We start from the raw sequence: 25,440 nt of genomic DNA, 5'->3' as shown, positions 1-25,440 counted from the left end.
CAAGGATTAGGCTCGCGCCATGCCTCCAGGACCGCGCAAGCCCCGTGTTCGCAGTTACGACCCCGCAAAGGTGCGGGCCGCCCTCGAAGGGCAGGTCCGGGCCGTACGGGACGTCGTCGACGTGGTGTGCGCGGAACCGGACGCACCGGCGCTGCTGGCCAAGCGGACCCGGCTGGGGGAGTGGACGGTCAGGGAGCTGATCGTCCATCTGGCCGGCGCGTGGGAGCTGTTGCCGCACCGCCTCGCGGAGCCCGGGCCCCTGCCCGCCCGGGCCGAGGCCGGGCTTCTCGACTACGTGGGGGGCCTCGCCTCCCGGGCGGCCGCGGTCGCCCGGGACACGGCGGCGGGAGCCGCGGCGTTCGCCGACGTCGAGCCCAAGTCCATGGCGGCCAGGCTCGATCAGGCCGCCGGGCGGCTGGCCGACGCCCTCGCCGCCGCCGACCCCGCCGCGCTGGTCCCCACCGCCTTCGGGGCCATGACCGTGGCCGATTTCACGGTCACCCGACTGGTGGAAACCGTGGTGCACGGCGACGACTTGGCGGATGCCACCGGCGTCGCCGTCCGGCACGACCGGCAGGCCCTCGCGGCCGTCACACGGCTGCTCGCCGACGCCCTGGCGGCCAAGGCCCCCGGAGGCTCGGTGGAGGTCCGTATCCCGCCGTTCGCCGTGGTCCAGTGCGTGGCGGGGCCCAAGCACACCCGCGGTACGCCGCCCAATGTGGTGGAGACCGATCCGCTCACCTGGATCCGGCTGGCCACGGGCCGTACGGAGTGGTCCACGGCCCTTTCGGATGCCGCTGTGACGGCCAGCGGCGAGCGCGCCGACATTTCCGGGCAACTTCCTCTGCTCACCTGAGCGAACGGTTTGCCCGCTCACGTGAGCGAACGGTAATTCCGCGGTCCATTGCGGGGCGTTTCCGGACCCGAATAGGTGATTCACCGTGGCGGCCGAGTGGCTGTCCGTGGTGTGTGCCAATCACCACTCGTCCCCGGTTCGGATGAACCTCATCCCTGCCATAGACTCAAGGTGTGCCTCGTGGTGACGGACGACTCAACCACGACCTGCTTCCCGGCGAAAAGGGCCCCCAGGACGCTTGTGGCGTCTTCGGTGTCTGGGCTCCGGGTGAAGAGGTCGCCAAACTCACCTATTTCGGGCTGTATGCGCTGCAGCACCGTGGACAGGAGTCCGCGGGCATCGCGGTGAGCAACGGCTCCCAGATCCTCGTTTTCAAGGACATGGGACTGGTTTCCCAGGTCTTCGACGAAACTTCCCTCGGTTCCCTTACGGGCCATATCGCGGTCGGCCACGCCCGCTACTCCACCACCGGAGCCTCGGTGTGGGAGAACGCGCAGCCGACCTTCAGGGCGACCGCCAACGGCTCCATCGCCCTGGGCCACAACGGGAACCTGGTCAATACCGCCGAGCTGGCCGAGATGGTCGCCGCGCTCCCCCGGGAGAACGGCAGGGCCACCCAGGTCGCGGCGACCAACGACACGGACCTGGTCACGGCCCTGCTGGCCGGCCAGACCGACGACGACGGCAAGCCGCTGACGATCGAGGAAGCCGCCACCAAGGTGCTCCCGAACGTCAAGGGCGCCTTCTCCCTCGTCTTCATGGACGAGCACACGCTGTACACCGCCCGTGACCCGCAGGGCATCCGCCCGCTGGTGCTGGGCCGGCTGGAGCGCGGCTGGGTGGTGGCCTCCGAGACGGCCGCCCTGGACATCTGCGGCGCGACCTTCGTCCGCGAGGTGGAGCCCGGAGAGCTCGTCGCCATCGACGAGAACGGCGTCCGCAGCAGCCGCTTCGCCGAGGCCCGCCCCAAGGGCTGCGTCTTCGAGTACGTCTACCTCGCGCGCCCCGACACCGACATCGCGGGCCGCAACGTCTACCTCTCCCGCGTCGAGATGGGCCGCCGCCTGGCCGCGGAGGCCCCCGTCGAGGCCGACCTGGTGATACCGACCCCCGAGTCGGGCATCCCGGCCGCGGTCGGCTACGCGGAGGCCAGCGGCATCCCGTACGGCACGGGCCTGGTCAAGAACTCCTACGTCGGCCGGACCTTCATCCAGCCGAGCCAGACCATCCGCCAGCTCGGCATCCGGCTCAAGCTCAACCCGCTCAAGGAAGTCATCCGCGGCAAGCGCCTGGTGGTCGTCGACGACTCCATCGTCCGCGGCAACACCCAGCGGGCCCTGGTACGGATGCTCCGCGAGGCCGGGGCCGCCGAGGTGCACGTGCGCATCTCGTCCCCGCCGGTGAAGTGGCCGTGCTTCTTCGGCATCGACTTCGCCACCCGGGCCGAGCTGATCGCCAACGGCATGACGGTCGAGGAGATCGGCAAGTCGCTGGGCGCGGACTCGCTGGCGTACATCTCCCTCGAAGGCATGGTCGAGGCGACCACCATCGCCAAGCCGAACCTGTGCCGCGCGTGCTTCGACGGCGAGTACCCGATGGCGCTGCCCGACCCCGAGCTGCTGGGCAAGCAGCTGCTGGAGACCGAGCTGGCCGGTGGCACGGACGCCGCCGACGCGCTCCGTCGCCCGTAACGCCTCCGTAGTACCGAACGACACGAAAGATCTCACACTGATGTCTGAGACCACCGGTGCCAGCTACGCAAGCGCGGGCGTCGACATCGAGGCCGGCGACCGTGCCGTCGAGCTGATGAAGCAATGGGTGAAGAAGGCCACCCGCCCCGAGGCCGTCGGCGGCCTGGGCGGCTTCGCCGGCCTCTTCGACGCCAGTGCCCTCAAGCGGTACGAGCGCCCCCTCCTGGCCTCCGCCACCGACGGCGTCGGCACGAAGGTCGACATCGCCCGCCGCATGGGTGTCTACGACACCATCGGCCACGACCTGGTCGGCATGGTCGTGGACGACCTGGTCGTCTGCGGCGCCGAGCCGCTGTTCATGACCGACTACATCTGCGTCGGCAAGGTCTACCCCGAGCGCGTCGCCGCCATCGTCAAGGGCATCGCCGAGGGCTGTGTCCTCGCCGGCTGCGCCCTGGTCGGCGGCGAGACCGCCGAGCACCCGGGACTGCTCGGTGCGGACGAGTTCGACGTGGCCGGCGCCGGTACGGGCGTGGTCGAGGCGGACCGGCTGCTGGGCGCGGATCGTATCCGTACGGGTGACGCCGTCATCGCGATGGCCTCGTCCGGACTTCACTCGAACGGGTACTCACTGGTCCGCCATGTGCTCTTCGAGCGGGCCGGCTGGGAGCTGGACCGGGAGGTGCCGGAGTTCGGCCGTACGCTCGGCGAGGAGCTGCTGGAGCCCACGAAGATCTACTCGCTGGACTGTCTGGCCCTCACCCGTACGGCGGATGTGCACGCCTTCTCGCACATCACCGGCGGCGGCCTCGCCAACAACCTGGCCCGGGTCGTCCCGGACCACCTGCACGCGAGCGTGGACCGCACGACGTGGGCGCCCGGCGCGGTCTTCGACCTGGTCGGCCAGGTCGGCTCGGTCGAGCGTCACGAGCTGGAGAAGACCCTGAACATGGGCGTCGGCATGATCGCCGTCGTGCCCCAGGAGTCGGTGGACGTGGCGCTGGCGACCTTCGCGGACCGGGGCGTGGAGTCCTGGGTCGCGGGTGAGATCACCGAGCGCGGCGACCGCGCCGAGGCCGTGACCCTGACCGGTGACTACGGCAGCTGACCTGCGGAAAGTGACTGCCCGGGGCCGATCGGAGGCACGGCTCCGGGCAGCACAGAACCCGGTCCGGGGCGAGGCCCCGAACCGGGTCGGTGAAAGCTATGGCGTCAAGCGCGGCGACGGTAGGAAGACTGGGGCTGCTCGGACGACTGCTCGTCCTCGTCCTCGTCGTCGTTGTAACGACTCGCGTACTGAGCGTACGGGTCGTCGTCCAGCTCATCGTCCTTGTCGAGCGGCTCGCTGTTCGGCGGCTGCTTCGTCGGCGATGCGCCCAGCTCATTGGCCAGACGTGAGAGGTCGGTCCCGCCGCTGTTGTACTTCAGCTGGCGGGCGACCTTTGTCTGCTTGGCCTTGGCCCGGCCGCGCCCCATGGCTCGACCCCCTCATTGACGGGGCTCGACGGCCCCAGAGTCTTGACACGCGTTCACGTTCATGAGTCAGAGCGGACCCCTGTGGAGGTGTCCGGCCTGTAGAGCTTCAACGGTACCTGCTTCCGCGGCCATACGGTACGTCGCCCGCATGACGTGCCACGCAGCAGAACCGACGAGGAACCCTGTACTCGCTGGTCAGCTGCGATTTTAACGTGTCCTGGGCGCCGACCCGCCGAGGGGTGGTGAGAGATCTCTCGTTCACCACCTCACGGCGGTGCTTCTGTGGGGACCCGCCGGGGCCCCGCCGCGCCACCCGACCGGGCGAGGGGTATCACCCGGTCGGGTGAAGGGGATACGGAACGTGACGGGCAGTGGCGGCCCCTTTTACCGGTCCTGCTGGTCCTGCTGGTTCTACTGGTCCTGCCGGTCCGCGGCAGCGGCGGCGCGTGCCTCGGCCATGCGCTGCTCGGCGAGGCGGTCGGCCGCCGCGGCCGGCGGGATGCCGTCCGCCTTGGCCCGATCGAATATGGCCAAAGTCGTGTCGAAGATGGTGGCCGCCTTGGCCTTCGCCCGGTCGAAATCAAAACCGTGCAGTTCATCGGCGACCTGGATCACTCCACCGGCGTTCACCACATAGTCCGGGGCGTAGAGGATGCCGCGGTCCGCCAGGTCCTTCTCCACGCCCGGGTGGGCGAGCTGGTTGTTGGCCGCGCCGCAGACCACGGTCGCGGTCAGGGCGGCCACCGACTCGTCGTTCAGGGCGCCGCCGAGAGCGCAGGGGGCGTAGACGTCGAGCGGGGTGCGGATGAGCACCTCGGCGTCGGTCACGGCGGTGACCTGCGGGTGGCGGGCGATGATCCGCTCGACCGGCTCGGCCCGGACGTCGGTGACGACCACCTCGGCGCCGTCCGCCACGAGATGGTCCACCAGGTGGTGACCGACCTTGCCGACCCCCGCGACACCGACCCGGCGGCCGCGCAGCGTCGGCGAGCCCCACTGGGTCTGCGCGGCCGCCCGCATGCCCTGGAAGACGCCGAAGGCGGTGAGCACCGAGGAGTCGCCGGCGCCGCCCTGCTCGGGCGAGCGGCCCGTGGTCCAGGGGTTCTCGCGGGCGACGACGTCCATGTCCTGTACGTACGTGCCGACGTCGCACGCGGTGACATAACGCCCGCCGAGGGAGGCCACGAACCGGCCGTACGCGAGCAGCAGTTCTTCGGTCTTGATCAGATCGGGATCGCCGATGATCACCGCTTTTCCGCCGCCGTGATCGAGCCCCGCCAGGGCGTTCTTGTACGACATGCCCCGCGAGAGGTTCAGCGCGTCCCGCACCGCCTCCTCGTCGGAGGCGTAGGGGTAGAACCGGGTGCCGCCGAGGGCCGGGCCCAGGGCCGTGGAATGGATGGCGATGACGGCCTTGAGGCCGCTCTCCTGGTCCTGGCAGAGCACGACCTGCTCGTGGCCCCCCTGATCCGATCGGAACAGGGTGTGCAGCACGCCGCCGTCGGCGTCGGTGGTGGGACGTACGTCAGTCACGGTGGTGACTCCATATGTCGCGGAGGTCGCCCTCCGAGGGGTGGTGGAGGGCCGGTTGCCCAAGAGGGTAAGACCTGCCGTCCCGCCGTATCCGTCCCGTGCCGAGGATCACCCTCCCGGGCTCCGGCGCCATGGGACGATTTGGACAGTATGGGGAGGGGCGCCCGCAACTCCCTGGGGGTGACCTACGGCTTGAGGGAGCGAGCGTGGGCGTGGCGTCATCGGTGACCGTCCCGTACGCGGCGTACCTGCGGGTCTACGAGCCGCTGGGCGCGTTCCCCGAACCGGAGCGCTCCCACTGGGTGCGCTACGCGCGCCGCCCGGTGCTGCCCGGCGCCCAGGACGAGCTGCGCAGGTCGCTGGCGGACCTGCTGCCCACCCCGCCGGTTCCGGTGCCGGTGCACGAGAGCGCCGACGCCTTCATCGCGGTCGTGGACGGCGTCGTGTGCGTCTGTCCGTGGCGCACGAGGCTGCGGGGCTGGCTGGCGCTGGAGGAGCTGACCGAGCGGTTTCCGGCGCCCTTCCTGGACGCGGTGCTGCCCCCCGTCGTACGGCGCCAGGCGCAGGCGGACCACGAGCGCTGGGCGGAGCGCAATCCGGACGCCCGGCCGTGGATCCGGACGGCCACGTGGCAGGTGCCGTTGCGCTGGTTCGTGCTCTTCTCCGACGAGGAGCGCGAGTACGGCAAGGGCGAGCCCGGCGCGGGCGGGACGGAGGGACTGCTGCTGCGCTACCGCACGCCCATGGTGCAGGCCCGGCGGCGGGTGGCGCGGGCGCTGCGTACGCTGCGGGACGCTATCGAGGAGGGGCCGCTCATCGACGGGCTCGTCGATGTGGGGCGATGGCTGGAAGAGTTTCATCCGCGCTCCCTGGTGGAGCTCGACTATGGCGGACTTGTGCATATGGTTCCCGAGGCACAGCTGGCCGAGGATCACTCCGCCGCCGACACGGCGGAGGGGCTGGCGGCGCTGCGGGCGGGAGACGGAGTGCGGGCCGGTGAGGCGTACGAGCGGCTGACGGAGCGTTGGAGGGCGGTCCGTGACCGTCAGTTCGCGAACTGACCGGCGGTGACGGCCGGCCGTGAGGGCGGGTCAGGACCTAGGTCCCGATCCGGGCCATTAGCGGCAACCGTGATCTAACGCACTTACGTAAGGTCTTGCGCCGATCGCCCACCCTCGTGGCAAAATAGGACAAGGAGTCCAGGAAGGGCTCCTTCCGTCCAAGTACGGGCGGATAGATCGGTATTGCACTCCTTGACGGGTCTGGGGGCTCCTGATCCCGTTGTGACTGATCGTCACGGTGGCGTGACTGTCCGCTATGGCATGGTCCATCGGCTTCCGTCGAGGTTGAACACCTGAGAGGGCAATTCCATCGGTTTGGCCGACGTGGCTGGACAGATGGTGTAGTTGTAGTGCCGAGGACAAGCCGTTCGTCCTATAACCGACTCGGCCCGCGTCCGCCATTTCGGGCAACGCGGGTCAAGGTGCAGAATTTAGAGGAAAGAACCGACGTGATGGTTCGGTTCTCCCGAGGAGGCCGCTCATGACCGCTCGCACCCCTGATGCCGAGCCGCTGCTGACCCCGGCTGAGGTTGCCACGATGTTCCGCGTGGACCCGAAGACGGTCACCCGCTGGGCCAAGGCTGGCAAGCTCACGTCCATCCGCACGCTCGGAGGACACCGGCGATACCGCGAAGCGGAGGTCCGTGCACTGCTGGCGGGCATTCCGCAGCAGCGTAGCGAGGCCTGAACAACTGAATGACCGGGTGAATCCGGGGCCCCCAACCCGGCTGCCGCCCGCTTGAGCTCCATCTGAAGCTCCACCAAGCAACAAACGACGGGATGCCTGCCCCAACAGCATCCGTGCCCACCGACTTGGGCTGGTCGTCGATCGCGCTGGACTCCGCCGGGTCCAGCGCGATCTTTTTATGCCCGGACGCGGGTGCTGCGGCGCCGACGCGCCCTCGCTCCACCGGTCGCCCCCTGCCCGGGGGCGGGTCCGGCCGGCTCCCGGGAGCGGTCTCGAGGTCGGTGCAATTGCACATATTAAATTGACCCGGTGTAGGAGGGGGGTAAGTTCCCTCACTCTCGGAACTCTTTCGGTGACACCCGTCACAGCATCCCGCGCTTGTCCCTCATCCTCCCGCTGGGGTAAAGAACTTGTGCGCACCGGCGTGGCGCGGGCCCCGGCGGCCGGACGTCAGCCCGGGGGCCGTTTCGCCCGTCACCGGGAAGAGGGACTTTCCCCCACCGCCTCCACGGCCTCCTGAGGGGCCTGTGGATCGCTCCCGGCCTCCTGGGCGAGCCGCAGGAGCCGATGGCAGACAGGGCAGTGTCTGGTCAGGTGGCGGTAGCCGACGGCGGCGGAGAGGTGAGCGCGCAGCAGCGCCCGGGTCTCATGCCGGATTCTCTCGGTCCGCTGGTTCCCGGTCCGGGTGGTCGTCATGGGCCGCAGCACCTCCCACTGACTGGGTACCCCTGGCACGTGTCGCAGTCAAGGTCGGACGCAAGAAGGCCCGGATCCAGTGAATGGATCCGGGCCTTCGATTCGTGCGGTCCTGACGGGATTTGAACCCGCGGCCTCCACCTTGACAGGGTGGCGAGCACTCCAAACTGCTCCACAGGACCTTGCTTCGCTTTCCCGCTTCCGCGGGGCTGCGAAACAAGACTCTACAGCAGGTCAGGGGGTGCGGTCGAACCACGTCGACGAGACGTGGGGCACAGTCCCCGCGCGGACGCGATCAGGGAGCGAACTGGTCGATGGCCTTCACGATCCGCTTGTCGGAGACCGGATAGGCGGTCCCGAGCGCGTGCGCGAAATAGCTCACCCGCAGCTCCTCGATCATCCAGCGGATGTCCCGGGCCTCCTGCGGCACGGGACGCCCCCGCGGGAACTGCTCCAGCAGCCACGCGTACTCGTCCCGCATCTCCTTCACCTTGGCCATCCGGGCGCGGTCCCGGTCGGCGTTGGCCGGCAGCTGCGTCAGGCGCCGGTCGACGGCCACCAGGTAGCGCAGGAGGTCCTGGAGCCGGCGGACGCCGTGGGCGGTCACGAAGCCGGGCCTGATCAGCTCGGCCAGCTGCTCCTTGACGTCCGTGAGGGACGGGACCAGCGCCAGGGACGTCGACAGGGGAGGGGCCTTCAGCCGCCGCTCACACGCCTGCCAGGCCGCCAGCACCTCCTGCACCTTGCGGATCGTGTCGAGTGTCGCGTCCACGATGTCGGCCCGTACCGCGTCGAAGAGCTTGCGGAACGACTCCTCGTCCCACGCCGGCCCGCCGTGGGCCGCCATGAGCTTGTCCGCCGCCCCCGAGACGCAGTCGTCGAACAGGGCCTGGATCGAGCCGTGCGGATTCCGCGACAGGGCGAGCTTCTGCTGGTTGCCGAGCTTGTCCTGGGCGAATTTCGCGGGGTTCGAGGGCAGGTTGAGCAGGATGAGGCGGCGGGTGCCGCGCCACATCGCCTCACGCTGCTCCGGCTCGGTGTCGAAGAGCCGTACGGCCACCGAGGCGCCCTCGTCGACGAGCGCCGGGTACGCCTTGACGGGCTGGCCCGCGCGGCGGGTCTCGAAGGTCCGCGGAAGCGTGCCGACCGTCCACTGGGTCAGGCCCGAGCGCTGCTCGGGGCCCGCGCCCCCGGTGGACTCGGCGGCCTTCTCGAAGGCCTTGGTGATCGCCGCCCGCGTCTTCGGCTTGAGCCGCAGGCGCAGGGCTTCCAGGTCCTTGTCCTCGGCGATCTTGCGCTTGCGCTCGTCGATCACCCGGAAGGTGATCTTCAGATGGTCCGGCACCTTGGCGAGGTCGAAGTCCTCCGCCTCCACGCGCACCGCCGTCATCCGGTGCAGCCCGCGGGCCAGCGCCGTCGTGAGCGGCTCCTGCAGGGGTACCGCGGAGTCCAGGAACCGCTGGGCGAAGTTCGGCGCCGGTACGCAGTTGCGGCGGATCGGCTTCGGCAGCGAGCGGATCAGCTCCGTCACCAGGTCCTCGCGCAGCCCCGGGATCTGCCAGTCGAAGCCCTCGGCCGCGACCTGGTTGAGGACCTGCAGCGGAATGTGCACGGTCACGCCGTCCGCGTCCGCACCCGGCTCGAACTGATACGTCACCTTGAACTTCAGCCGGCCCTGCCGCCAGGAGTCCGGGTAGTCGTCCTTGGTGACCGCCTCGGCGTTCTCGTTGATGAGCATGGAGTGCTCGAAATTGAGCAATTCCGGCTCGTCCCGCCGCTTGTGCTTCCACCAGGAGTCGAAGTGCGCCCCGGAAACGACGTGTTCGGGCAGCCGCTGATCGTAGAAGTCGAACAGCGTCTCGTCGTCCACGAGGATGTCGCGGCGACGCGCCCGGTGCTCCAACTCCTCGACCTCGCCGAGAAGTTTGCGGTTGTCGTGGAAGAACTGGTGATGCGTACGCCAGTCGCCCTCCACCAGCGCGTTGCGGATGAACAGCTCACGGCTGGTCTCCGGGTCGATACGCCCGTAGTTGACCTTCCGCTGCGTCACGATCGGCACGCCGTAGAGCGTCACCCGCTCGTACGCCATCACCGCGGCCTGCTTCTGCTCCCAGTGCGGCTCGCTGTACGTGCGCTTGACCAGGTGCTGCGCGAGCGGCTCGATCCACTCCGGTTCGATCTTCGCGTTGACCCGCGCCCAGAGCCGGGAGGTCTCCACCAGCTCCGCCGACATCACCCAGCGCGGCGGCTTCTTGAACAGCGCCGAACCGGGGAAGACCGCGAACTTGGCGGACCGGGCACCGACGTACTCATTGTTCTTCTCGGTGTCTTTCAACCCGATGTGCGACAGCAAACCCGCCAGCAGCGACTGGTGCACCCGCTCCGGCGCCGCCTCCTCCTCCGCGAGGTGGATCTCCATGCCCTTGGCGACCGTGCGCAGCTGGTAGTAGATGTCCTGCCACTCACGTATGCGCAGGTAGTTCAGGTACTCCGACTTGCACATGCGGCGGAAGGCGGACGACGACAGCGTCTTCTGCTGCTCGCGCACGTACCGCCACAGGTTCAGGAAGGCGAGGAAGTCGCTCGTCTCGTCCTTGAACCGGGCGTGCTGCTGATCGGCCTGCGCCTGCTTCTCCGAGGGCCGCTCGCGCGGGTCCTGGATCGACAGGGCGGCCGCGATGACCATGACCTCGCGGGCGCAGCCGTTGCGGTCGGCCTCCAGGACCATGCGGGCCAGGCGCGGATCCACGGGGAGCTGCGAGAGCTTGCGGCCCACCGGCGTGAGCCGCTTCCGGGGATCCTTCTGCTGCGGATCGAGCGCCCCCAGCTCCTGCAGCAGATCGACGCCGTCCTTGATGTTGCGCCGATCCGGCGGGTCGATGAAAGGGAACTTCTCGATGTCACCCAGGCCGGCCGCGGTCATCTGCAGGATGACGGAGGCCAGGTTCGTCCGCAGGATCTCCGCGTCGGTGAACTCGGGGCGGGCGAGGAAGTCGTCCTCGGAGTACAGCCGGATGCAGATGCCGTCGCTCGTACGGCCGCAGCGGCCCTTGCGCTGATTGGCGCTGGCCTGCGAGACGGGCTCGATCGGCAGCCGCTGCACCTTCGTGCGGTGGCTGTAACGGGAGATCCGGGCGAAGCCGGGGTCGATGACGTACTTGATGCCCGGCACGGTCAGCGACGTCTCGGCCACGTTGGTCGCCAGGACCACGCGGCGGCCCGTATGCCGCTGGAAGACGCGGTGCTGCTCGGCGTGCGACAGCCGCGCGTACAGCGGCAGGATCTCCGTGTGGCGCAGTTTCTTCTTCTCGAGCGCGTCCGCCGTGTCCCGGATCTCCCGCTCGCCGGAGAGGAAGACCAGGATGTCGCCCGGCCCCTCCTTCTGCAGCTCCTCCACCGCGTCACAGATCGCGGTGACCTGGTCGCGGTCCGTGTCGCCCGAGTCCTCCTCGAGCAGCGGCCGGTAGCGGACCTCGACCGGGTACGTACGGCCCGAGACCTCGACGATGGGCGCGTCGCCGAAGTGGCGGGAGAAGCGCTCGGGGTCGATCGTCGCGGAGGTGATCACGACCTTGAGGTCGGGGCGACGGGGCAGCAGCTGCGCGAGATAGCCGAGCAGGAAGTCGATGTTGAGGCTGCGCTCGTGCGCCTCGTCGATGATGATCGTGTCGTACTGGCGCAGCTCGCGGTCCGTCTGGATCTCGGCGAGCAGGATGCCGTCCGTCATCAGCTTGACCATGGTCGAGGGGCCGACCTGGTCGGTGAAGCGGACCTTCCAGCCGACCGCCTCGCCCAGCGGCGTCCGCAGCTCCTCGGCGACCCGCTCCGCGACCGTACGCGCGGCGATGCGGCGGGGCTGGGTGTGCGCGATCAGGCCCTTGACCCCGCGGCCGAGCTCCAGACAGATCTTGGGGATCTGGGTGGTCTTGCCGGAGCCCGTCTCACCCGCGACGATCACGACCTGGTGGTCGCGTATCGCCTCCAGGATCACGTCCTTCTTCTGGCTGACCGGCAGCTGCTCGGGATAGCTGACGGCCGGCACCGCGGCCCTGCGGGCGGCGACGCGCAGCTCGGCCGATTCGACCTCCGCCGCGATCTCGGTGAGAACGGCCGCGTGGGCCTCGGGCTTGCGGATGCGGCGCGCCCCGTCGAGCCGGCGGCCCAGCCGCTGCGCGTCGCGCAGCATCAGCTCGGGCAGGCGGGCGGCGAGGGCGGCGAACGTGGCGGGGGCAGGCTGCGTAGACATACGAAGTCCAGGATCGCACCAGCCGCCGCGAAGCGGCGAACGCATTTCGCGGGGGAAAGCCGGGGGAAGCCTGGCAAAGGGGGAAAAGCACTGAGCCCCTCATCCGGGGATGAGGGGCTCACTGTGGCTGGGGCCGGGGTCGAACCGGCGACCTTCCGCTTTTCAGGCGGACGCTCGTACCAACTGAGCTACCCAGCCACGCGACCCACAAGGGATCGCAGCGGTCCTGACGGGATTTGAACCCGCGGCCTCCACCTTGACAGGGTGGCGAGCACTCCAAACTGCTCCACAGGACCATGCTATGTGCGAGAACTAGTCTCGCACACGTTACAGCGTGCCCCCAACGGGATTCGAACCCGTGCTACCGCCTTGAAAGGGCGGCGTCCTGGGCCACTAGACGATGAGGGCTGAATGGCCCACCTGGGCGCTTCGCAGCGCCTCGGGGACGTGAGAAGCATATGGGATGCAGGGAGGTATCGCCAAAACGGTTTGCCGAGCACCTGCCGGAGGGGGCCCGGAAGCGGCCTCCGCCCGGGGGGCCGGGCGCGGCGCCCCCATGCCCCTGGCGGCCTCCGTGGCGGACAATGGCCGGGTGCTGGAGATGACGCGCGAGGAGTTCGAGGAACTGGTCGCCGAGGGGCTGGACCGGATCCCCCCGGAGCTGACACGGCTGATGGACAACGTCGCCGTGTTCGTGGAGGACGAGCCGGAGTCCGATGATCCTGAGCTGCTCGGGCTGTACGAGGGCACGCCGCTGACCGAGCGCGGCGAGTGGTACGCCGGGGTGCTGCCGGACCGGATCACGATCTACCGGGGCCCGACGCTGCGGATGTGCGGCTCGCGGGAAGAGGTCGTGGCGGAGGTCGAGGTGACGGTCGTTCACGAGGTCGCCCACCACTTCGGCATCGACGACGAGCGGCTGCACGCGCTGGGCTACGGCTGAGCGGGGCCGGCGGGCGGCGACACGCGGCACGGCCGCGGCGCGATCGGGCCCCGGCGCGATCGGGGCGGACCGGACAGTGACCGGGCCTGAGGCGGATGGGACCGGCCCGGACCGGGCGGGACCGGTGCAGGGCTACGGATGATCGATGGCTGACGCCCGGGCGCCCGGCGTGTCCTGCGCGGTGCGGTGCCAGTTGGTCAGGGGGCCTGTCCCCCTGTACCCGAAGGCGGTCCGTCCCATGCGCGCAATGTCAGCGCACGCAGCAACGTTCACCCGAATCGCGGCCGTGGCCGTCGCGACCCTGACCCTGGGCGGGTGCATGAGCGTGAGCGACCCGGGACGCCCCGCCCCGGCGGGGTCGGGCAAACAGCGCGAGACGGGGACGCAGCCCGACGGCGGCCTGCGGATCCCGGGCGGCCGTCCGGGCCGTACGGACGCGAAATCGGTGAAGGGCGAGTCCAGCGGCAGCCCCGCGGCCAAGGGCGGCCGGTCCGGATCGGCGTCGGCCTCGCCCTCGACCGCGCCGGGCGCCTCGCCTCCCGCCGGGCGGCCGGGCAAGCCCGGAGCCCAGCCGAAGCCGCCGGGCGGCCCGGGCCCGGGCACCTCTCCGGCGCCCGGCAAGCCGCCGGCGCCCTCGCAGCCCCCCACCCAGGCGCCCCCCACCCAGGCCCCTCCCACGCCTCCCTCGCAGCCCCCGGCCCCCAGCTCGCCGTCGTCGCCGCAGCCCGGCCCCTCCTAGGCGCCGCACGGGCGCGGGGGCCGTTCCGCAGGGGGACCGGGGCAGGCCCGCGGGGGTCGCGTACGGGATGTGGCGTAAGCCATTCGGGCGCCAGGTTGCGCTGCTGGGCTGTAGGTGCGTATGGTGGTAGATCGTTTGATCCCATTTGCCCGGCGCCTGACAGAAGCGCGCCGTGTGGCGCGTTCCTTACCTTGCCGTGGCTGACCGCATCGAGGCGGTCATTTGTGAAGCCGACACGGAGCTTGGGCGCGTGCCGAAACTCCGGAAGGTTTCGCATTTCGCATGTCCATTTCCACTGACACCACCACCATGCCCGAGGCCGTCGAGACGGTCGTCGAGGCCGAGACGGTCCTCGAGGCCGCCGACGTCGTAGCCGAGGCCGCCGAGGCCGCTCAGGAGCCCACCGAGCCGCAGGTCACCTTCGCCGACCTGGGCCTGGACGACTCGATCGTCCGCAAGCTCGCGCAGAACGGCGTGACCACGCCCTTCCCGATCCAGGCCGCGACCATCCCGGACGCCCTGGCCGGCAAGGACATCCTCGGCCGCGGCCGCACCGGCTCCGGCAAGACCCTCTCCTTCGGTCTGCCGCTGCTGTCGACGCTGGCCGGTGGCCACACCGAGAAGAAGCGCCCCCGCGGCCTGATCCTCACCCCGACCCGCGAGCTGGCGATGCAGGTCGCCGACGCCCTCCAGCCCTACGGCGACGTCCTCGGCCTGAAGATGAAGGTCGTCTGCGGCGGTACGTCCATGGGCAACCAGATCTACGCCCTGGAGCGCGGCGTCGACATCCTCGTCGCCACCCCGGGCCGACTGCGCGACATCCTCAACCGCGGCGCCGCCTCCCTCGACAAGGTCCAGGTCACCGTCCTCGACGAGGCCGACCAGATGGCCGACATGGGCTTCCTGCCCGAGGTCACCGAGATCCTCGACCAGGTTCCGGCCGGCGGCCAGCGCCTGCTGTTCTCCGCGACGCTGGAGAACGAGATCGACACCCTCGTCAAGCGCTACCTGGTCAACCCCGTCACGCACGAGGTCGACGCGGCGCAGGGCGCGGTCACCACCATGACCCACCACGTCCTCGTCGTGAAGCCGAAGGACAAGGCGCCGGTCACGGCCGCCATCGCCGCCCGCAAGGGCCGCACGATCATCTTCGTCCGCACCCAGATGGGCGCCGACCGCGTCGCCGAGCAGCTGCTCGACTCCGGTGTGCGCGCGGACGCGCTGCACGGCGGCATGACCCAGGGCGCCCGTACCCGCGTCCTGGAGGACTTCAAGGCCGGTTACGTCAACTGCCTGGTCGCCACCGACGTCGCCGCCCGCGGCATCCACGTCGACGGCATCGACCTGGTCCTGAACGTCGACCCCGCCGGCGACCACAAGGACTACCTGCACCGCTCCGGCCGTACGGCCCGCGCCGGCCAGTCCGGCACGGTCGTCTCCCTGGCCCTGCCGCACCAGCGCAAGCAGATCTTCCGCCTGATGGAGGACGCGGGCGTCGACGCCTCGCGCCACATCGTCGGCGGTGCCGGCGCCTTCGACGAGGACGTCGCCAAGATCACGGGTGCCCGTTCGCTGACCGAGGTCCAGGCCGACTCGGCGGCCAACGCCGCCAAGCAGGCCGAGCGCGAGCTGGCGGACCTCAACCGCCAGGTCGAGCGCGTCCAGCGCCGCGCCTCCGAGCTGCGCGAGGAGGCCGACCGCCTGCTGGCGCGCGCCGCCCGCGAGCGCGGTGAGGACCCGGAGGCCGCGGTCGCCGCTGCCGCCGAGGCCGCCGCTGCCGAGGCCGCGGAGACCGCCAAGGCGGAGGAGGCGCCCGCCGCCTCCGTGCCGGCCCAGTCCGCGCCCGCGTACGAGCGCCGTGACGAGCGGGGCAACTTCGAGCGCCGTGGTGGCGACCGTGGTGGCTTCCGTCGTGACGACCGTCGCGACGACAACCGCCGTGACGACCGTGGCGGCTTCCGCCGGGACGACCGTCGCGACGACCGCGCCGGCGGCTTCCGCCGCGACGACCGCCCCTCGGGTGGCTTCCGTCGTGACGACCGCCGCGATGACCGCCGTGACGACCGTGGCGGCTTCCGTCGCGACGACCGCCCCTCGGGTGGTTTCCGCCGCGACGACCGTCGTGACGACCGTCCGCAGGGTGGTGGCTTCCGTCGCGACGACCGTCCCTCCGGTGGTTTCCGTCGTGACGACCGTCCCCAGTCCGGTGGCTTCCGCCGCGACGACCGCCCGTCCGGTGGTTTCCGCCGTGACGACCGTCCGCAGGGTGGTGGCTTCCGCCGCGACGACCGTCCCTCCGGTGGTTTCCGCCGTGACGACCGCCCGGCGACCGGTGGCGGCTACCGCTCCGGCGGCGGCGACCGTCCGTTCAACCGCGACCGCCGCGACGACCGCCCCTCCACCGGTGGCTACCGCTCCGGCGGCGACCGCCCGGCCGGCCGTCGTGACGACCACCGCGGTGGCACCGGCACCGGCTCCTTCGGCCGCCGCGACGACAAGCCGCGCTGGAAGCGCAACGGCTGATCACACCAGCTGAACTGAGGGCCCGTACGGCACACCGGTGCCGTACGGGCCCTCACCCGTTGGCCTTCGCCACGACAGTGAGCCATAACGACTCGGGCTCCGGGCCTTGTCCGGGCTATGCTGCGGTGTGCGGGCCGTTAGCTCAATTGGCAGAGCAGTGGACTTTTAATCCATTGGTTGTGGGTTCGAGTCCCACACGGCCTACCGCGAGGTGGGCCAGGCAGCGCCTGTGACCCGCACACCTCCGCCCCGACCGGGAAGCCCGGCCGGGGCGGAGTCATGTCCGGTGGTTTCGCTGAAAAGGCCGCGCTAAGCCACCTGGTTGGTGTCCGCCAGGACGATCTCGCGGATGCAGACGTTCTGCGGCTGCCGGTACACGTACGCGATGGCCTGGGCGACGTCGTCGGCCGTCAGCCCGCCCTCCAGGGACGCCTCGGCCGCCTGGTAGGCCGCCCGCGTGTCCGGGTCGGTGATGTGCGAGCTGAGCTCGGTCGCCGCGTAGCCCGGGGCGATGACGCTCACGCGCACGCCGTGCTGGGCGGCCTGCTCGCGGATGGCCTCGGACGCCGCGTGCACCGCGAACTTCGTGGCGCAGTAGACCGCGTTGGACCCGAAGGTCTTGCGCCCCGCGATCGAACTGACGTTGATGACCGTGCCCCGGCCGCGCTCCGCCATGCCCGGCAGGACGGCGTGGACGCCGTTGAGGACGCCCCGGATGTTGACGTCGATCATCCGGTCCCATTCGGCCGGGTCCTGGGCGAGGGGATCGCCGGTGAGCATCACGCCGGCGTTGTTGACGATCAGGTCGGTGGGCCCGTACTCCGCCTCGGCCTCCGCCACCGCCGCCGCGAAGGCGGCGCGGTCGGTCACGTCGACGGCCCGCTGCATGGCCCGCGGCAGCCCCAGCGCCGCCAGCCGGTCCGTGCGCCGGGCCAGCAGGAGCAGGGGATGACCGTCCTCGGCGAACAGCCGGGCACAGGCGGCGCCGAAACCGGAGCTGGCGCCGGTGATGACGACGAGTCCAAGGGTCATGCCCAGCACGCTAGGCGGGCCCGGGGCGGTACGCCCGGCGGGCAGGCGTTCGGGGGACCGGCCGGGCGGAAGCGTCCGGCCCCGCCGCCAGTTGCTGAAAACCCCGCCCCCGTCCCGTGTTCGCGCCGCTACGGTAAGTGGCGCGGGGTGGGTGCGGCGAAGGTCGGGAGGTCGACGGCATGGCGAAGACGCGAGCGGGCGGGGGCGAGGGCGAAGGCAGGGGCTGCGGCGAGCCGGGCGGCCCGGCCGGCTGCGAACCGACGCCTGCCGAGCAGGTGGAGGAGCTGCTGAAACGCGCCCAGAACGGCTTCGAGATCGGTGAGCCGGTCCTGGACCGGCTGCGCACCGCGCTGATGCACCAGACCGAGCTCCGTTCGTACCGCCAGCGCAACGACGAGCCGCGCCCCCTGCGCTGCAACACCTACCGGCACATCTTCCTGCTCGCGGACGGCAGCAGCCTGGTGCTGTACGAGCTGGAGCACGACACGGGGGCGCAGGAGGGCTTCCTGTACGAGCTGTACGTGCACGAGAGCGCGCTCGACGCCGCCGAGCGCCGGGTGCACGACCGCATCGGCGGCGGGGGCATCGGCCCCGGCAGCGAGGACGAGGAGCTGCCCGCCTGGCTGGCGGAGGAGCTGCTGCTGGCCATGGGGCCGACGCGGCCCCGCCGGGAGTACGTCGCCGAGGCCTCGCCCGATCACGCCCGTCGGCTGCTGCGGCGCGCGGAGAACGCGGACGGGCCCGGGGAGGTGGTGCGGGAGCTGCTCCAGGGGGCGCTCGGCCACCACATCGCGCTGATCACCAAGCCGAGGCGCCGTACGGCCGGGCGGGACGCCACCTGGTGCCGGTTCTACGAGCACGCCTTCCTGCTGGAGGGCGGCGGCGAGGTCAGCCTCTGGGAGCTCGAGCACAACATGACGGCCGACGGCCGGCTGGTCTGCGAGGTCTACCTCGACGAGGCGGAGGCGGAAGTGGCGGCCGACCGGCACGCCCGGGCTCAGGGGGTGGAGTTATAGCGCCGCCGGGGCGGGTGTGGGGAGGGGTGTCGGGACGGGTATCGAGAAGAGAGTTTGCCCAGGTCAGCAGGGCTCTGCCAGGTTGTGCTACACTAGTTCGAGTTGCAGTTGTGGTACCCATGAACTCGTGTGCGCCTGACGGTTATGTAGCCGAAGGCGCATTTTTGTTTTCGCCGGTCTTGTTTCCGGCCTTGGGGCCCATCCCATCGCTTAGGAGACAAAAATGGCGACCGGTACCGTGAAGTGGTTCAACTCCGAAAAGGGCTTCGGCTTCATCGAGCAGGACGGCGGCGGCCCCGACGTCTTCGCCCACTACTCGAACATCGCCTCGAACGGCTTCCGTGAGCTCCTCGAGGGCCAGAAGGTTTCGTTCGACGTCACGCAGGGCCAGAAGGGCCTGCAGGCGGAGAACATCGTCAGCATCTGACGATCGACGATCAGGAGCTTTTCGAACGATCAGGAGCATTCCGAACGTTCTGGAGTTCGCTGAACCTCGCGATGGGGCCCGCACCACTGGGTGCGGGCCCCATTGTCGCGCTCGTCAAACAGGCCGAAGGCGCCACTCGGCGCCCGCCAGAATGGCCACACAGGGGGCTTGGCACCCCATTGAGGGAAGGTCCCCGCATGACTCGTTCCGCCGCACGCACCGATCGCTCCGATCGGCCCGCCCGACCCGCTCGTTCCGCTCGCACCTCGGGCCCGGCCCGCTCCTCGCGACCGCGTCGCACGGACGAGTCCCAGCCGGCCGCGCGCCGGCGCCCCGCCGCGCCGCAGGGTGACTTCGAGATGCCGGTCAGCACGACCCCCGCGCTCCCGCCCGTCGACGCGTTCGCCTCGCTGGACATGCCCGCGGGCCTGCTGGCCACCCTGACCCGCGAGGGCGTCACCGAGCCCTTTCCGATCCAGGCCGCGACGCTCCCCAACTCGCTGGCCGGCCGCGACGTCCTCGGCCGCGGCCGCACGGGCTCCGGCAAGACCCTCGCCTTCGGCCTCGCGCTCCTCGCCCGCACCGCCGGCCGGCGCGCCGAGGCCAAGCGCCCGCTGGCGCTCGTCCTCGTCCCCACCCGCGAGCTGGCGCAGCAGGTCACCGACTCGCTCAGCCCGTACGCGACCGCCGTCAACCTGCGGATGGCCACGGTCGTCGGCGGCATGTCCATCGGGCGCCAGGCCCAGACCCTCGCGCGCGGCGCGGAGGTGCTTGTCGCGACCCCGGGACGGCTCGCGGACCTCATCCAGCGCGGCGACTGCAAGCTCGGCGACGTGGCGATCACGGTGCTCGACGAGGCCGACCAGATGGCCGACATGGGCTTCCTGCCGCAGGTCACGAAGCTGCTCGACCAGGTGCGCCCGGACGGCCAGCGGATGCTGTTCTCCGCCACCCTGGACCGCAACGTCGACCGGCTCGTCCGCCGCTTCCTCTCCGACCCGGTGACGCACTCCGTCGACGCGTCGGTGGGCGCGGTCGCGACCATGGACCACCACCTGCTGCACGTCACCGACCAGGACAAGAAGGACGCCGTCACGCGGGTCGCCGCCCGCTCCGGCCGCGTGATCATGTTCGTGGACACCAAGCGCGGCGCCGACCGCCTGGTGAAGAAGCTGCTGTCCGAGGGCGTGCGCGCCGCCGCGCTGCACGGTGGCAAGAGCCAGCCGCAGCGCAACCGGGTCCTGGACCAGTTCCGCACCGACCAGGTCACCGCCCTGATCGCGACGAACGTCGCGGCACGCGGCATCCACATCGAGGGCCTCGACCTCGTCGTGAACATCGACCCGCCGGTCGACCACAAGGACTACCTCCACCGCGGCGGCCGCACCGCCCGCGCGGGCGAGTCCGGCACGGTCGTCACCTTCGTGCTGCCCGAGCAGCGGCGCGAGATGAGCCGCATGATGACCACGGCGCAGATCACCCCGAACGTCATGAAGACCTACCCGACCGACCCGGAGCTCGCCCGCATCACCGGTGCCCGCGAGCCCAGTGGCGTCCCGGTCGTCATCGCGGCCCCGGCCCCGGCCCAGCCGCAGGGCGCCGGCAAGTCCCGCTCGCGCGGTTCCGGTTCCGGCGGGGGCGCCGGTACGTCCGGCGGCTCGCGCGGCAGCCGGGGCGGCCGCGGCCGCACCCGTACCGACGCCGCGGGCGCTCCCGCCGCGGGCGGTTCCGGCAGCGGCAACGGCGGCGGGCGTCCCTTCCGCGGCTTCGGCGGCAACGGCGGCGGCGAGGGTTCGCGCCGCTCGGGCGGCACCCGCCCGGGCAACGCCGTCGGCCGCCCGCGCCGCGGTGGCGGCGGCGGTGGCGGTCGCCGGTCGGCGGCTTCCTGACGCTTGCGTCACGCTGACGGTGTGACGCAGACGTTGTGACGTTCTGACGTGCAGCACAGAGGCGGGGTCCGGTTTTCCGGGCCCCGCCTCTGTGCTGCTCCGCCCTTCGCGGAAAAGGCCCCGTCCGGCGCAACACCGTTCGCGACGGCGCGCCCGCTGCGCAAGGGTGGAACGCGATGCCCAGGGACGGCGGCCGGTCAGGAGAACGCACGGTGGGGATGTCAGAGGCGCGCGAGCCCCGGTCGGAGCCACCCGTCGCGCACGGCCACCGGGCCCGTCTGCGGCAGTCCGTGGCGCGTCGGCTGCCCGCGGCCCTGATCCTCTCGGGCGTCGTCTTCGACGTCCTGACCCCCTCCCACTACTCCTCCGCCCCCTTCTTCGCCTGCTCACCCCTCATCGCGGCAGCGATGCTGTCCCATGGCGCCACGCTCGTCACCGCCGTCACGGCCCTGACCGCCATGACCACCCTCACGATCACCCGCCGGGTGCCCGAGACGGGCGAGGCCGTCACCGAGGTCGTGACCGTGCTGGCCGTCGCCGCCCTCGCCCTCGGCATCAACCGCGTCGTACGCCACGGCGACCGCAAGCTGGCCTCCGCCCGGTGCATCGCGGAGGCGGCCCAGCGAGCCGTGCTGCCCGCGCCTCCCGCCCGCATCGGCGGACTGCGCGTGGCCGCGCGCTACCTGGCGGCGCAGGCCGACGCCCGGATCGGCGGTGACCTCTTCGCCGTGCAGGAGACCCCGTACGGCGTGCGCGCCATCGTGGGCGACGTACGCGGCAAGGGGCTCGGCGCGGTGGAGGCGGTCGCCGTCGTGATCGGCGCGTTCCGGGAAGCGGCGGAGCACGAGCGCACGCTGGAGGGGCTCGCCGTGCGATTGGAGCGCGCGTTGCAGAGGGAGGGCGCCCGGCGCGCGAACCTCGATGAGAGCGAGGGCTTCACCACCGCCGTACTCGCCGAGGTCCCGCCCGGCACCACCGCGCTGCGCCTGGTCAACCGCGGCCATCCGCCGCCGCTCCTGCTCCACGCCGACGGCACGGTCGGCGAGGCGTACCCGGGCGCTCCGGCGCTGCCGCTCGGCATGGGGGAGCTGGGGATGTGGCCCGACCGCGTGGAGGAGTGGGAGTTCCCGGCGGGGTCCACGCTGCTGCTGTTTACGGACGGGGTCACCGAGGCGCGGGATGCGGAAGGCAACTTCTACAACCCGCGGGAGCGCCTCAACGGCAAGCAGTTCAGGAACCCGGAGGCGCTGCTCGACGCCCTCACGGCGGATGTCGTCCGGCACGCGGGCGGCCCGGCCGACGACGACATGGCCCTGCTCGCCATCCGGCGCGGTGACGGCCGCCACCGCCCCGCCGTCATCACCCACACACTCACCCGGACCACCACCCGTACCGTCCGCGTTCGGACGGATAACAACTGACGAACGGTCAGCGGACGCGCTCCGCGCGATCCGCCCAAGAGGCGTGCCATTTCGTGCATTCGGCTTGGAATCCGGTGGCGATGTCTATTAACGTTCGATAACGCAGCGCGGTCGTTGCAGCCGCCGCAAGAGGCGGCGCCGCGCGCCTTCGCCGAATCCCGTGGGCGGAACCGGGGAACCATCAACTCTGGGGTGAATCGGACCGCGCGCCGGCCCGTAGGAGACCTTCCTGCTCCGAACCCGTCAGCTAACCCGGTAGGCGAGTAGGAAGGAAAGGAGTGCGCCTCCGTGGCGTCCAACAGGCCTGCTCTCGACGACGGTTCGCATGACTCTTCGTACGATTCCGCGTACGACTCTGCGTATGACTCCGCGTACGACTCGCTGTATGACTCCGACCCTGTGAACGGCGCTCCGGGTGAGGCCCCGGCCGGTCCAGCCTTCGCCCCTGACGACACCGCCTTCGCCGGCTTCGACGCCGGCGAGGGCTTCGACGCCGGCTCCGGCTCCGAGACCGAGGAGACCTGGAGCGAGTGGAATCCGGCCGAGGGCACCACGGCGGCGCCCGTCCGCGGCAGGCACCGTGTCGTCAAGCAGCGCGGCGGCACGATGGCCCGCAGCGGCGCGGTGCTGGGCGTCGGCGTCATCGCGGCGGTCGGCGCGGGCGGTATGGCGAGCGCGCAGGACCGCCCGCCGACGCCGATATCCGTGCCCGACCTGGCGCAGAAGCTCCCGGGCGTCGGCTCCCTCATAGCCGGCGGCGAGGAGAAGCAGGCCGCGAACTCCGAGGCCGACCACGCGGAGGCCGGGCCGGCCGCCGAGGCCCCGGCCGTCGTGGCGGCCACGCGCAGCACCGCGGACGCCGGCGAGGCGCTGCGCGCCCGCATCCTGCAGCAGGCCGAGCGCCAGCAGGACGCCGCCGACGAAGCCGCGCGGGAGAGCGAGGCGCGGGCCGCCGCCGAGCAGCAGCGCAAGGCCGCGGCGGAGAAGGCCCAGGCGCACGAGGCACGGGAAGCGCAGGAAGCCCAGCAAGCGCAAGAGGCCCAGGAGGCGCGGGCGGCGGCGCGTGCCGCCGAGGCGGAGCCACAGGGGGCCGGTCCGGGCGAGGCCGAACGGCCCGCCGCGCCGGCGAAGCGCTCCCCGGCTGCCGCCGGAAAGCGCGGTTCCGTCGCCGCCGGCTCGTACACCCTGCCCGTGGGCTCGTACACCCTCACCGCCGGCTTCGGCCAGGCCGGCAGCATGTGGTCCGCGAACCACACCGGCGAGGACTTCGCCGCCCCCACCGGCACCCCCGTCAAGGCTGTGAGCGGCGGTACGGTCACGCAGGCCGGGTGGGCCGGCGCGTACGGCTACCGCATCGTGCTGACGCTCGGCGACGGCACCGAGATCTGGTACTGCCACCTGTCGTCGATGGTGGTCACGTCCGGGAAGGTCGGTACGGGCACGGTCATCGCCCGCGTCGGCGCGACCGGCAACGTCACCGGCCCCCACCTGCATCTGGAGGTACGGCCGGGAGGCGGCTCACCGGTGGACCCGCTGTCGTGGCTGCGCGCGAAGGGACTGCGGCCGTAACCGACGGCGGTGGCCGGCGGACGGACGGAGACGGGCGGCCGCCGCAACCGCAGAGAGGCAGCCGGGTTACAGGCGGCCCGGATCTGATTTGCCGGGAATGTTCTGCGTGCGATCGGGAAATCAGAGCATGTGACGACGACCGCGACGACGATCAGCACGTCAGTGCCCTCCCGCCTGGACCGGCTGCCCTGGTCCCGGTGGCACTGGACCGTGGTGATCGGCCTCGGGACCGTCTGGATCCTGGACGGCCTGGAGGTGACGGTCGTCGGGAACATCGCCGGCCGCCTCTCCGAACAGGGCAGCGGCCTGCCGATCACCTCGGGCGGGGTGACGGGCCTGGCGGCCGCCCTCTATGTCGCGGGAGCCTGCTCCGGCGCGCTGTTCTTCGGCCGGCTGACCGATCTCTTCGGCCGCAAAAGGCTCTTCATGGTCACGCTCGCGGTCTATCTGGGCGCGACCGCGCTGACCGCGCTGTCGTACCACTCCTGGTGGTTCTTCCTCTTCCGCTTCCTGACGGGCTTCGGCATCGGCGGTGAGTACGCGGCCATCAACTCCGCCATCGACGAGCTGATCCCCGCCGTCTACCGGGGCCGCGTCGACCTGATCATCAACGGCAGCTTCTGGCTCGGTGCGATCGCCGGCTCCCTGCTGTCGATACTCATGCTCGACACCAGCATCTTCGCCAAGGACGTCGGCTGGCGGCTGACGTTCGGGCTCGGGGTCGTGCTGGGCCTGGTCATCCTGCTCGTACGCCGCCATGTGCCCGAAAGTCCACGCTGGCTGTTCATCCACGGCAGGGGCGAAGAAGCCGAATCCCTGGTGACGGCGATCGAAAAACGCATCGAGGCGGAGAAGGGCACCCCGCTGCCACCCGCCAAAGGCAGGCTCGTCATCCGTCAGCGGAAGAGCTTCGGCTTCCGCGACATCGCCCGCACGGTCTTCTCCGACTACCGCAGCAGGGCCGTCCTCGGCCTCGCCCTCTTCATCGGCCAGGCGTTTCTCTACAACGCGATCACCTTCGGCTTCGGCGCCATCATCACGCGGTTCTTCGGCGTCTCCACCTCGCACACCGGCTATTTCTTCGCCGTCATAGCAGTCGGCAACTTCCTCGGCCCGCTGCTCCTGGGCAAGCTCTTCGACACCGTCGGCCGGCGCATCATGATCACCTCGACGTATCTGCTGGCCGGACTGCTGCTCTTCGGCACGGCCTGGCTCTTCGGCGCCGGCCACCTGAACGCCGTGACGCTCACCGCCTGTTGGGCCGTCGTCCTCTTCTTCGCCTCGGCGGGCGCCAGCAGCGCCTACCTCACGGTGTCCGAGATCTTCCCGATGGAGACCCGGGCCATGGCCATCGCCTTCTTCTACGCGGTGGGCACGGCAGCGGGCGGCATCAGCGGCCCGCTGCTCTTCTCGGCACTGACGCAGAGCGGCGTCATCGGCGACACCGTGCTGGCCTTCGACATCGGCGCGGCCCTGATGTGCATGGGCGGCGTCGTGGCCGCGTTCCTGGCCGTACGGGCGGAAGGCCGCTCCCTCGAGGACATCGCCACACCCCTGTCCGTCCACCCTCCGGAGCCCCTGCCGTCCCCGGCGCCCGCGCCCGCGGAATAACCGTTCCGGCAGGGGCGTTGACA

General features: G+C 70.9%; 19 protein-coding genes, 5 tRNA genes and 1 riboswitch. Of the genes, 15 read left to right on the top strand and 9 right to left on the bottom strand.

Annotation, left to right across the window (positions count from 1 at the left end; all coding sequences use genetic code 11):
- The first annotated feature begins 19 nt into the window (after positions 1-19).
- From ABZ956_RS24695 to purM, 3 genes are all read left to right on the top strand, one after another.
- On the top strand, positions 20-856 hold the full coding sequence (locus tag ABZ956_RS24695) for a sterol carrier family protein (protein ID WP_361897613.1): 837 nt from the start codon (positions 20-22) through the stop codon (positions 854-856).
- Positions 857-1,029: 173 nt separating this feature from the next.
- Positions 1,030-2,547: an amidophosphoribosyltransferase gene (purF, locus tag ABZ956_RS24690; RefSeq protein WP_361897610.1), complete on the top strand. Its 1,518-nt coding sequence runs from the start codon at positions 1,030-1,032 to the stop codon at positions 2,545-2,547.
- 40 nt (positions 2,548-2,587) lie between these two features.
- The gene (gene purM, locus ABZ956_RS24685) at positions 2,588-3,655 is read left to right on the top strand and encodes a phosphoribosylformylglycinamidine cyclo-ligase (protein ID WP_361897607.1); all 1,068 of its coding nucleotides are present in this window, start codon (positions 2,588-2,590) and stop codon (positions 3,653-3,655) included.
- A 104-nt stretch (positions 3,656-3,759) separates the two neighbouring features.
- Here the strand turns inward: purM and ABZ956_RS24680 are convergent, their stop codons facing one another.
- Positions 3,760-4,023 (bottom strand): DUF3073 domain-containing protein, encoded by a 264-nt coding sequence (locus ABZ956_RS24680; protein WP_071965792.1) that lies wholly within the window; start codon positions 4,021-4,023, stop codon positions 3,760-3,762.
- A gap of 411 nt (positions 4,024-4,434) precedes the next feature.
- A complete protein-coding gene (locus tag ABZ956_RS24675; RefSeq protein ID WP_361897604.1) occupies positions 4,435-5,556 on the bottom strand; it encodes a Glu/Leu/Phe/Val dehydrogenase dimerization domain-containing protein in 1,122 nt (373 codons plus the stop codon).
- Between the two features lie 206 nt (positions 5,557-5,762).
- Here ABZ956_RS24675 and ABZ956_RS24670 point away from each other — a divergent pair, with 206 nt between their 5' ends.
- Both ABZ956_RS24670 and bldC read left to right on the top strand, forming a co-directional pair.
- Complete coding sequence (locus tag ABZ956_RS24670; RefSeq protein WP_361897601.1) at positions 5,763-6,617, top strand: hypothetical protein; 855 nt, start codon at positions 5,763-5,765, stop codon at positions 6,615-6,617.
- A 481-nt stretch (positions 6,618-7,098) separates the two neighbouring features.
- Positions 7,099-7,305, top strand: a complete 207-nt coding sequence (bldC, locus tag ABZ956_RS24665) for a developmental transcriptional regulator BldC (protein ID WP_003949541.1) — start codon at positions 7,099-7,101, stop codon at positions 7,303-7,305.
- 474 nt (positions 7,306-7,779) lie between these two features.
- Here bldC and ABZ956_RS24660 read toward each other — a convergent pair whose 3' ends face one another.
- The 6 genes from ABZ956_RS24660 to ABZ956_RS24635 form a co-directional block, all read right to left on the bottom strand.
- Positions 7,780-8,001, bottom strand: coding sequence for a DUF6274 family protein (locus tag ABZ956_RS24660; protein ID WP_361897598.1), 222 nt, complete (start codon positions 7,999-8,001; stop codon positions 7,780-7,782).
- Positions 8,002-8,108: 107 nt separating this feature from the next.
- Positions 8,109-8,183: transfer RNA gene (locus ABZ956_RS24655), tRNA-Asp, on the bottom strand.
- A gap of 113 nt (positions 8,184-8,296) precedes the next feature.
- Positions 8,297-12,247 carry an ATP-dependent RNA helicase HrpA gene (hrpA, locus tag ABZ956_RS24650; protein WP_361897596.1) on the bottom strand — a complete coding sequence of 1,317 codons (3,951 nt, stop codon included), beginning with the start codon at positions 12,245-12,247 and terminating at the stop codon, positions 8,297-8,299.
- A gap of 124 nt (positions 12,248-12,371) precedes the next feature.
- Positions 12,372-12,445, bottom strand: a tRNA-Phe gene (locus ABZ956_RS24645).
- A 23-nt stretch (positions 12,446-12,468) separates the two neighbouring features.
- Positions 12,469-12,543 (bottom strand) — tRNA-Asp (locus ABZ956_RS24640).
- A gap of 39 nt (positions 12,544-12,582) precedes the next feature.
- Positions 12,583-12,655 (bottom strand) — tRNA-Glu (locus ABZ956_RS24635).
- 184 nt (positions 12,656-12,839) lie between these two features.
- On the opposite strand from ABZ956_RS24635, the gene ABZ956_RS24630 reads away from it, so the two are divergent.
- The 4 genes from ABZ956_RS24630 to ABZ956_RS24615 all read left to right on the top strand — a co-directional run bounded on the left by ABZ956_RS24630 (position 12,840) and on the right by ABZ956_RS24615 (position 16,656).
- Positions 12,840-13,190, top strand: a complete 351-nt coding sequence (locus ABZ956_RS24630; protein WP_361897593.1) for a metallopeptidase family protein — start codon at positions 12,840-12,842, stop codon at positions 13,188-13,190.
- Positions 13,191-13,476: 286 nt separating this feature from the next.
- Complete coding sequence (locus tag ABZ956_RS24625) at positions 13,477-13,929, top strand: hypothetical protein (protein WP_361897590.1); 453 nt, start codon at positions 13,477-13,479, stop codon at positions 13,927-13,929.
- A gap of 282 nt (positions 13,930-14,211) precedes the next feature.
- Positions 14,212-16,452, top strand: a complete 2,241-nt coding sequence (locus tag ABZ956_RS24620; RefSeq protein ID WP_361897587.1) for a DEAD/DEAH box helicase — start codon at positions 14,212-14,214, stop codon at positions 16,450-16,452.
- A 131-nt stretch (positions 16,453-16,583) separates the two neighbouring features.
- Positions 16,584-16,656: transfer RNA gene (locus ABZ956_RS24615), tRNA-Lys, on the top strand.
- Positions 16,657-16,761: 105 nt separating this feature from the next.
- Here ABZ956_RS24615 and ABZ956_RS24610 read toward each other — a convergent pair.
- On the bottom strand, positions 16,762-17,484 hold the full coding sequence (locus tag ABZ956_RS24610) for an SDR family oxidoreductase (protein ID WP_361897584.1): 723 nt from the start codon (positions 17,482-17,484) through the stop codon (positions 16,762-16,764).
- A gap of 179 nt (positions 17,485-17,663) precedes the next feature.
- On the opposite strand from ABZ956_RS24610, the gene ABZ956_RS24605 reads away from it, so the two are divergent.
- The 6 genes from ABZ956_RS24605 (at position 17,664) to ABZ956_RS24580 (ending at position 25,417) form a co-directional block, all read left to right on the top strand.
- Positions 17,664-18,500 carry a DUF6227 family protein gene (locus ABZ956_RS24605; protein WP_361897582.1) on the top strand — a complete coding sequence of 279 codons (837 nt, stop codon included), beginning with the start codon at positions 17,664-17,666 and terminating at the stop codon, positions 18,498-18,500.
- 223 nt (positions 18,501-18,723) lie between these two features.
- The gene (locus ABZ956_RS24600) at positions 18,724-18,927 is read left to right on the top strand and encodes a cold-shock protein (RefSeq protein WP_361897579.1); all 204 of its coding nucleotides are present in this window, start codon (positions 18,724-18,726) and stop codon (positions 18,925-18,927) included.
- Positions 18,928-19,124: 197 nt separating this feature from the next.
- A complete protein-coding gene (locus ABZ956_RS24595; protein WP_361897576.1) occupies positions 19,125-20,816 on the top strand; it encodes a DEAD/DEAH box helicase in 1,692 nt (563 codons plus the stop codon).
- Positions 20,817-21,034: 218 nt separating this feature from the next.
- Positions 21,035-22,237, top strand: a complete 1,203-nt coding sequence (locus ABZ956_RS24590) for a PP2C family protein-serine/threonine phosphatase (protein WP_361897741.1) — start codon at positions 21,035-21,037, stop codon at positions 22,235-22,237.
- A gap of 139 nt (positions 22,238-22,376) precedes the next feature.
- Positions 22,377-22,514, top strand: a riboswitch (cyclic di-AMP (ydaO/yuaA leader).
- A gap of 122 nt (positions 22,515-22,636) precedes the next feature.
- The gene (locus tag ABZ956_RS24585; protein WP_361897573.1) at positions 22,637-23,806 is read left to right on the top strand and encodes a M23 family metallopeptidase; all 1,170 of its coding nucleotides are present in this window, start codon (positions 22,637-22,639) and stop codon (positions 23,804-23,806) included.
- Positions 23,807-23,935: 129 nt separating this feature from the next.
- Entirely contained in the window at positions 23,936-25,417 is a 1,482-nt protein-coding gene (locus tag ABZ956_RS24580) for an MFS transporter (protein ID WP_361897570.1), read from the top strand.
- The last annotated feature ends 23 nt before the right edge of the window (positions 25,418-25,440 follow it).

The organism is Streptomyces sp. NPDC046261, assembly GCF_040646235.1.
Lineage (GTDB): Bacteria > Actinomycetota > Actinomycetes > Streptomycetales > Streptomycetaceae > Streptomyces.
Note: the sequence above shows the minus strand (reverse complement) of the source record. Positions and strands in the feature narration are given on the sequence as shown.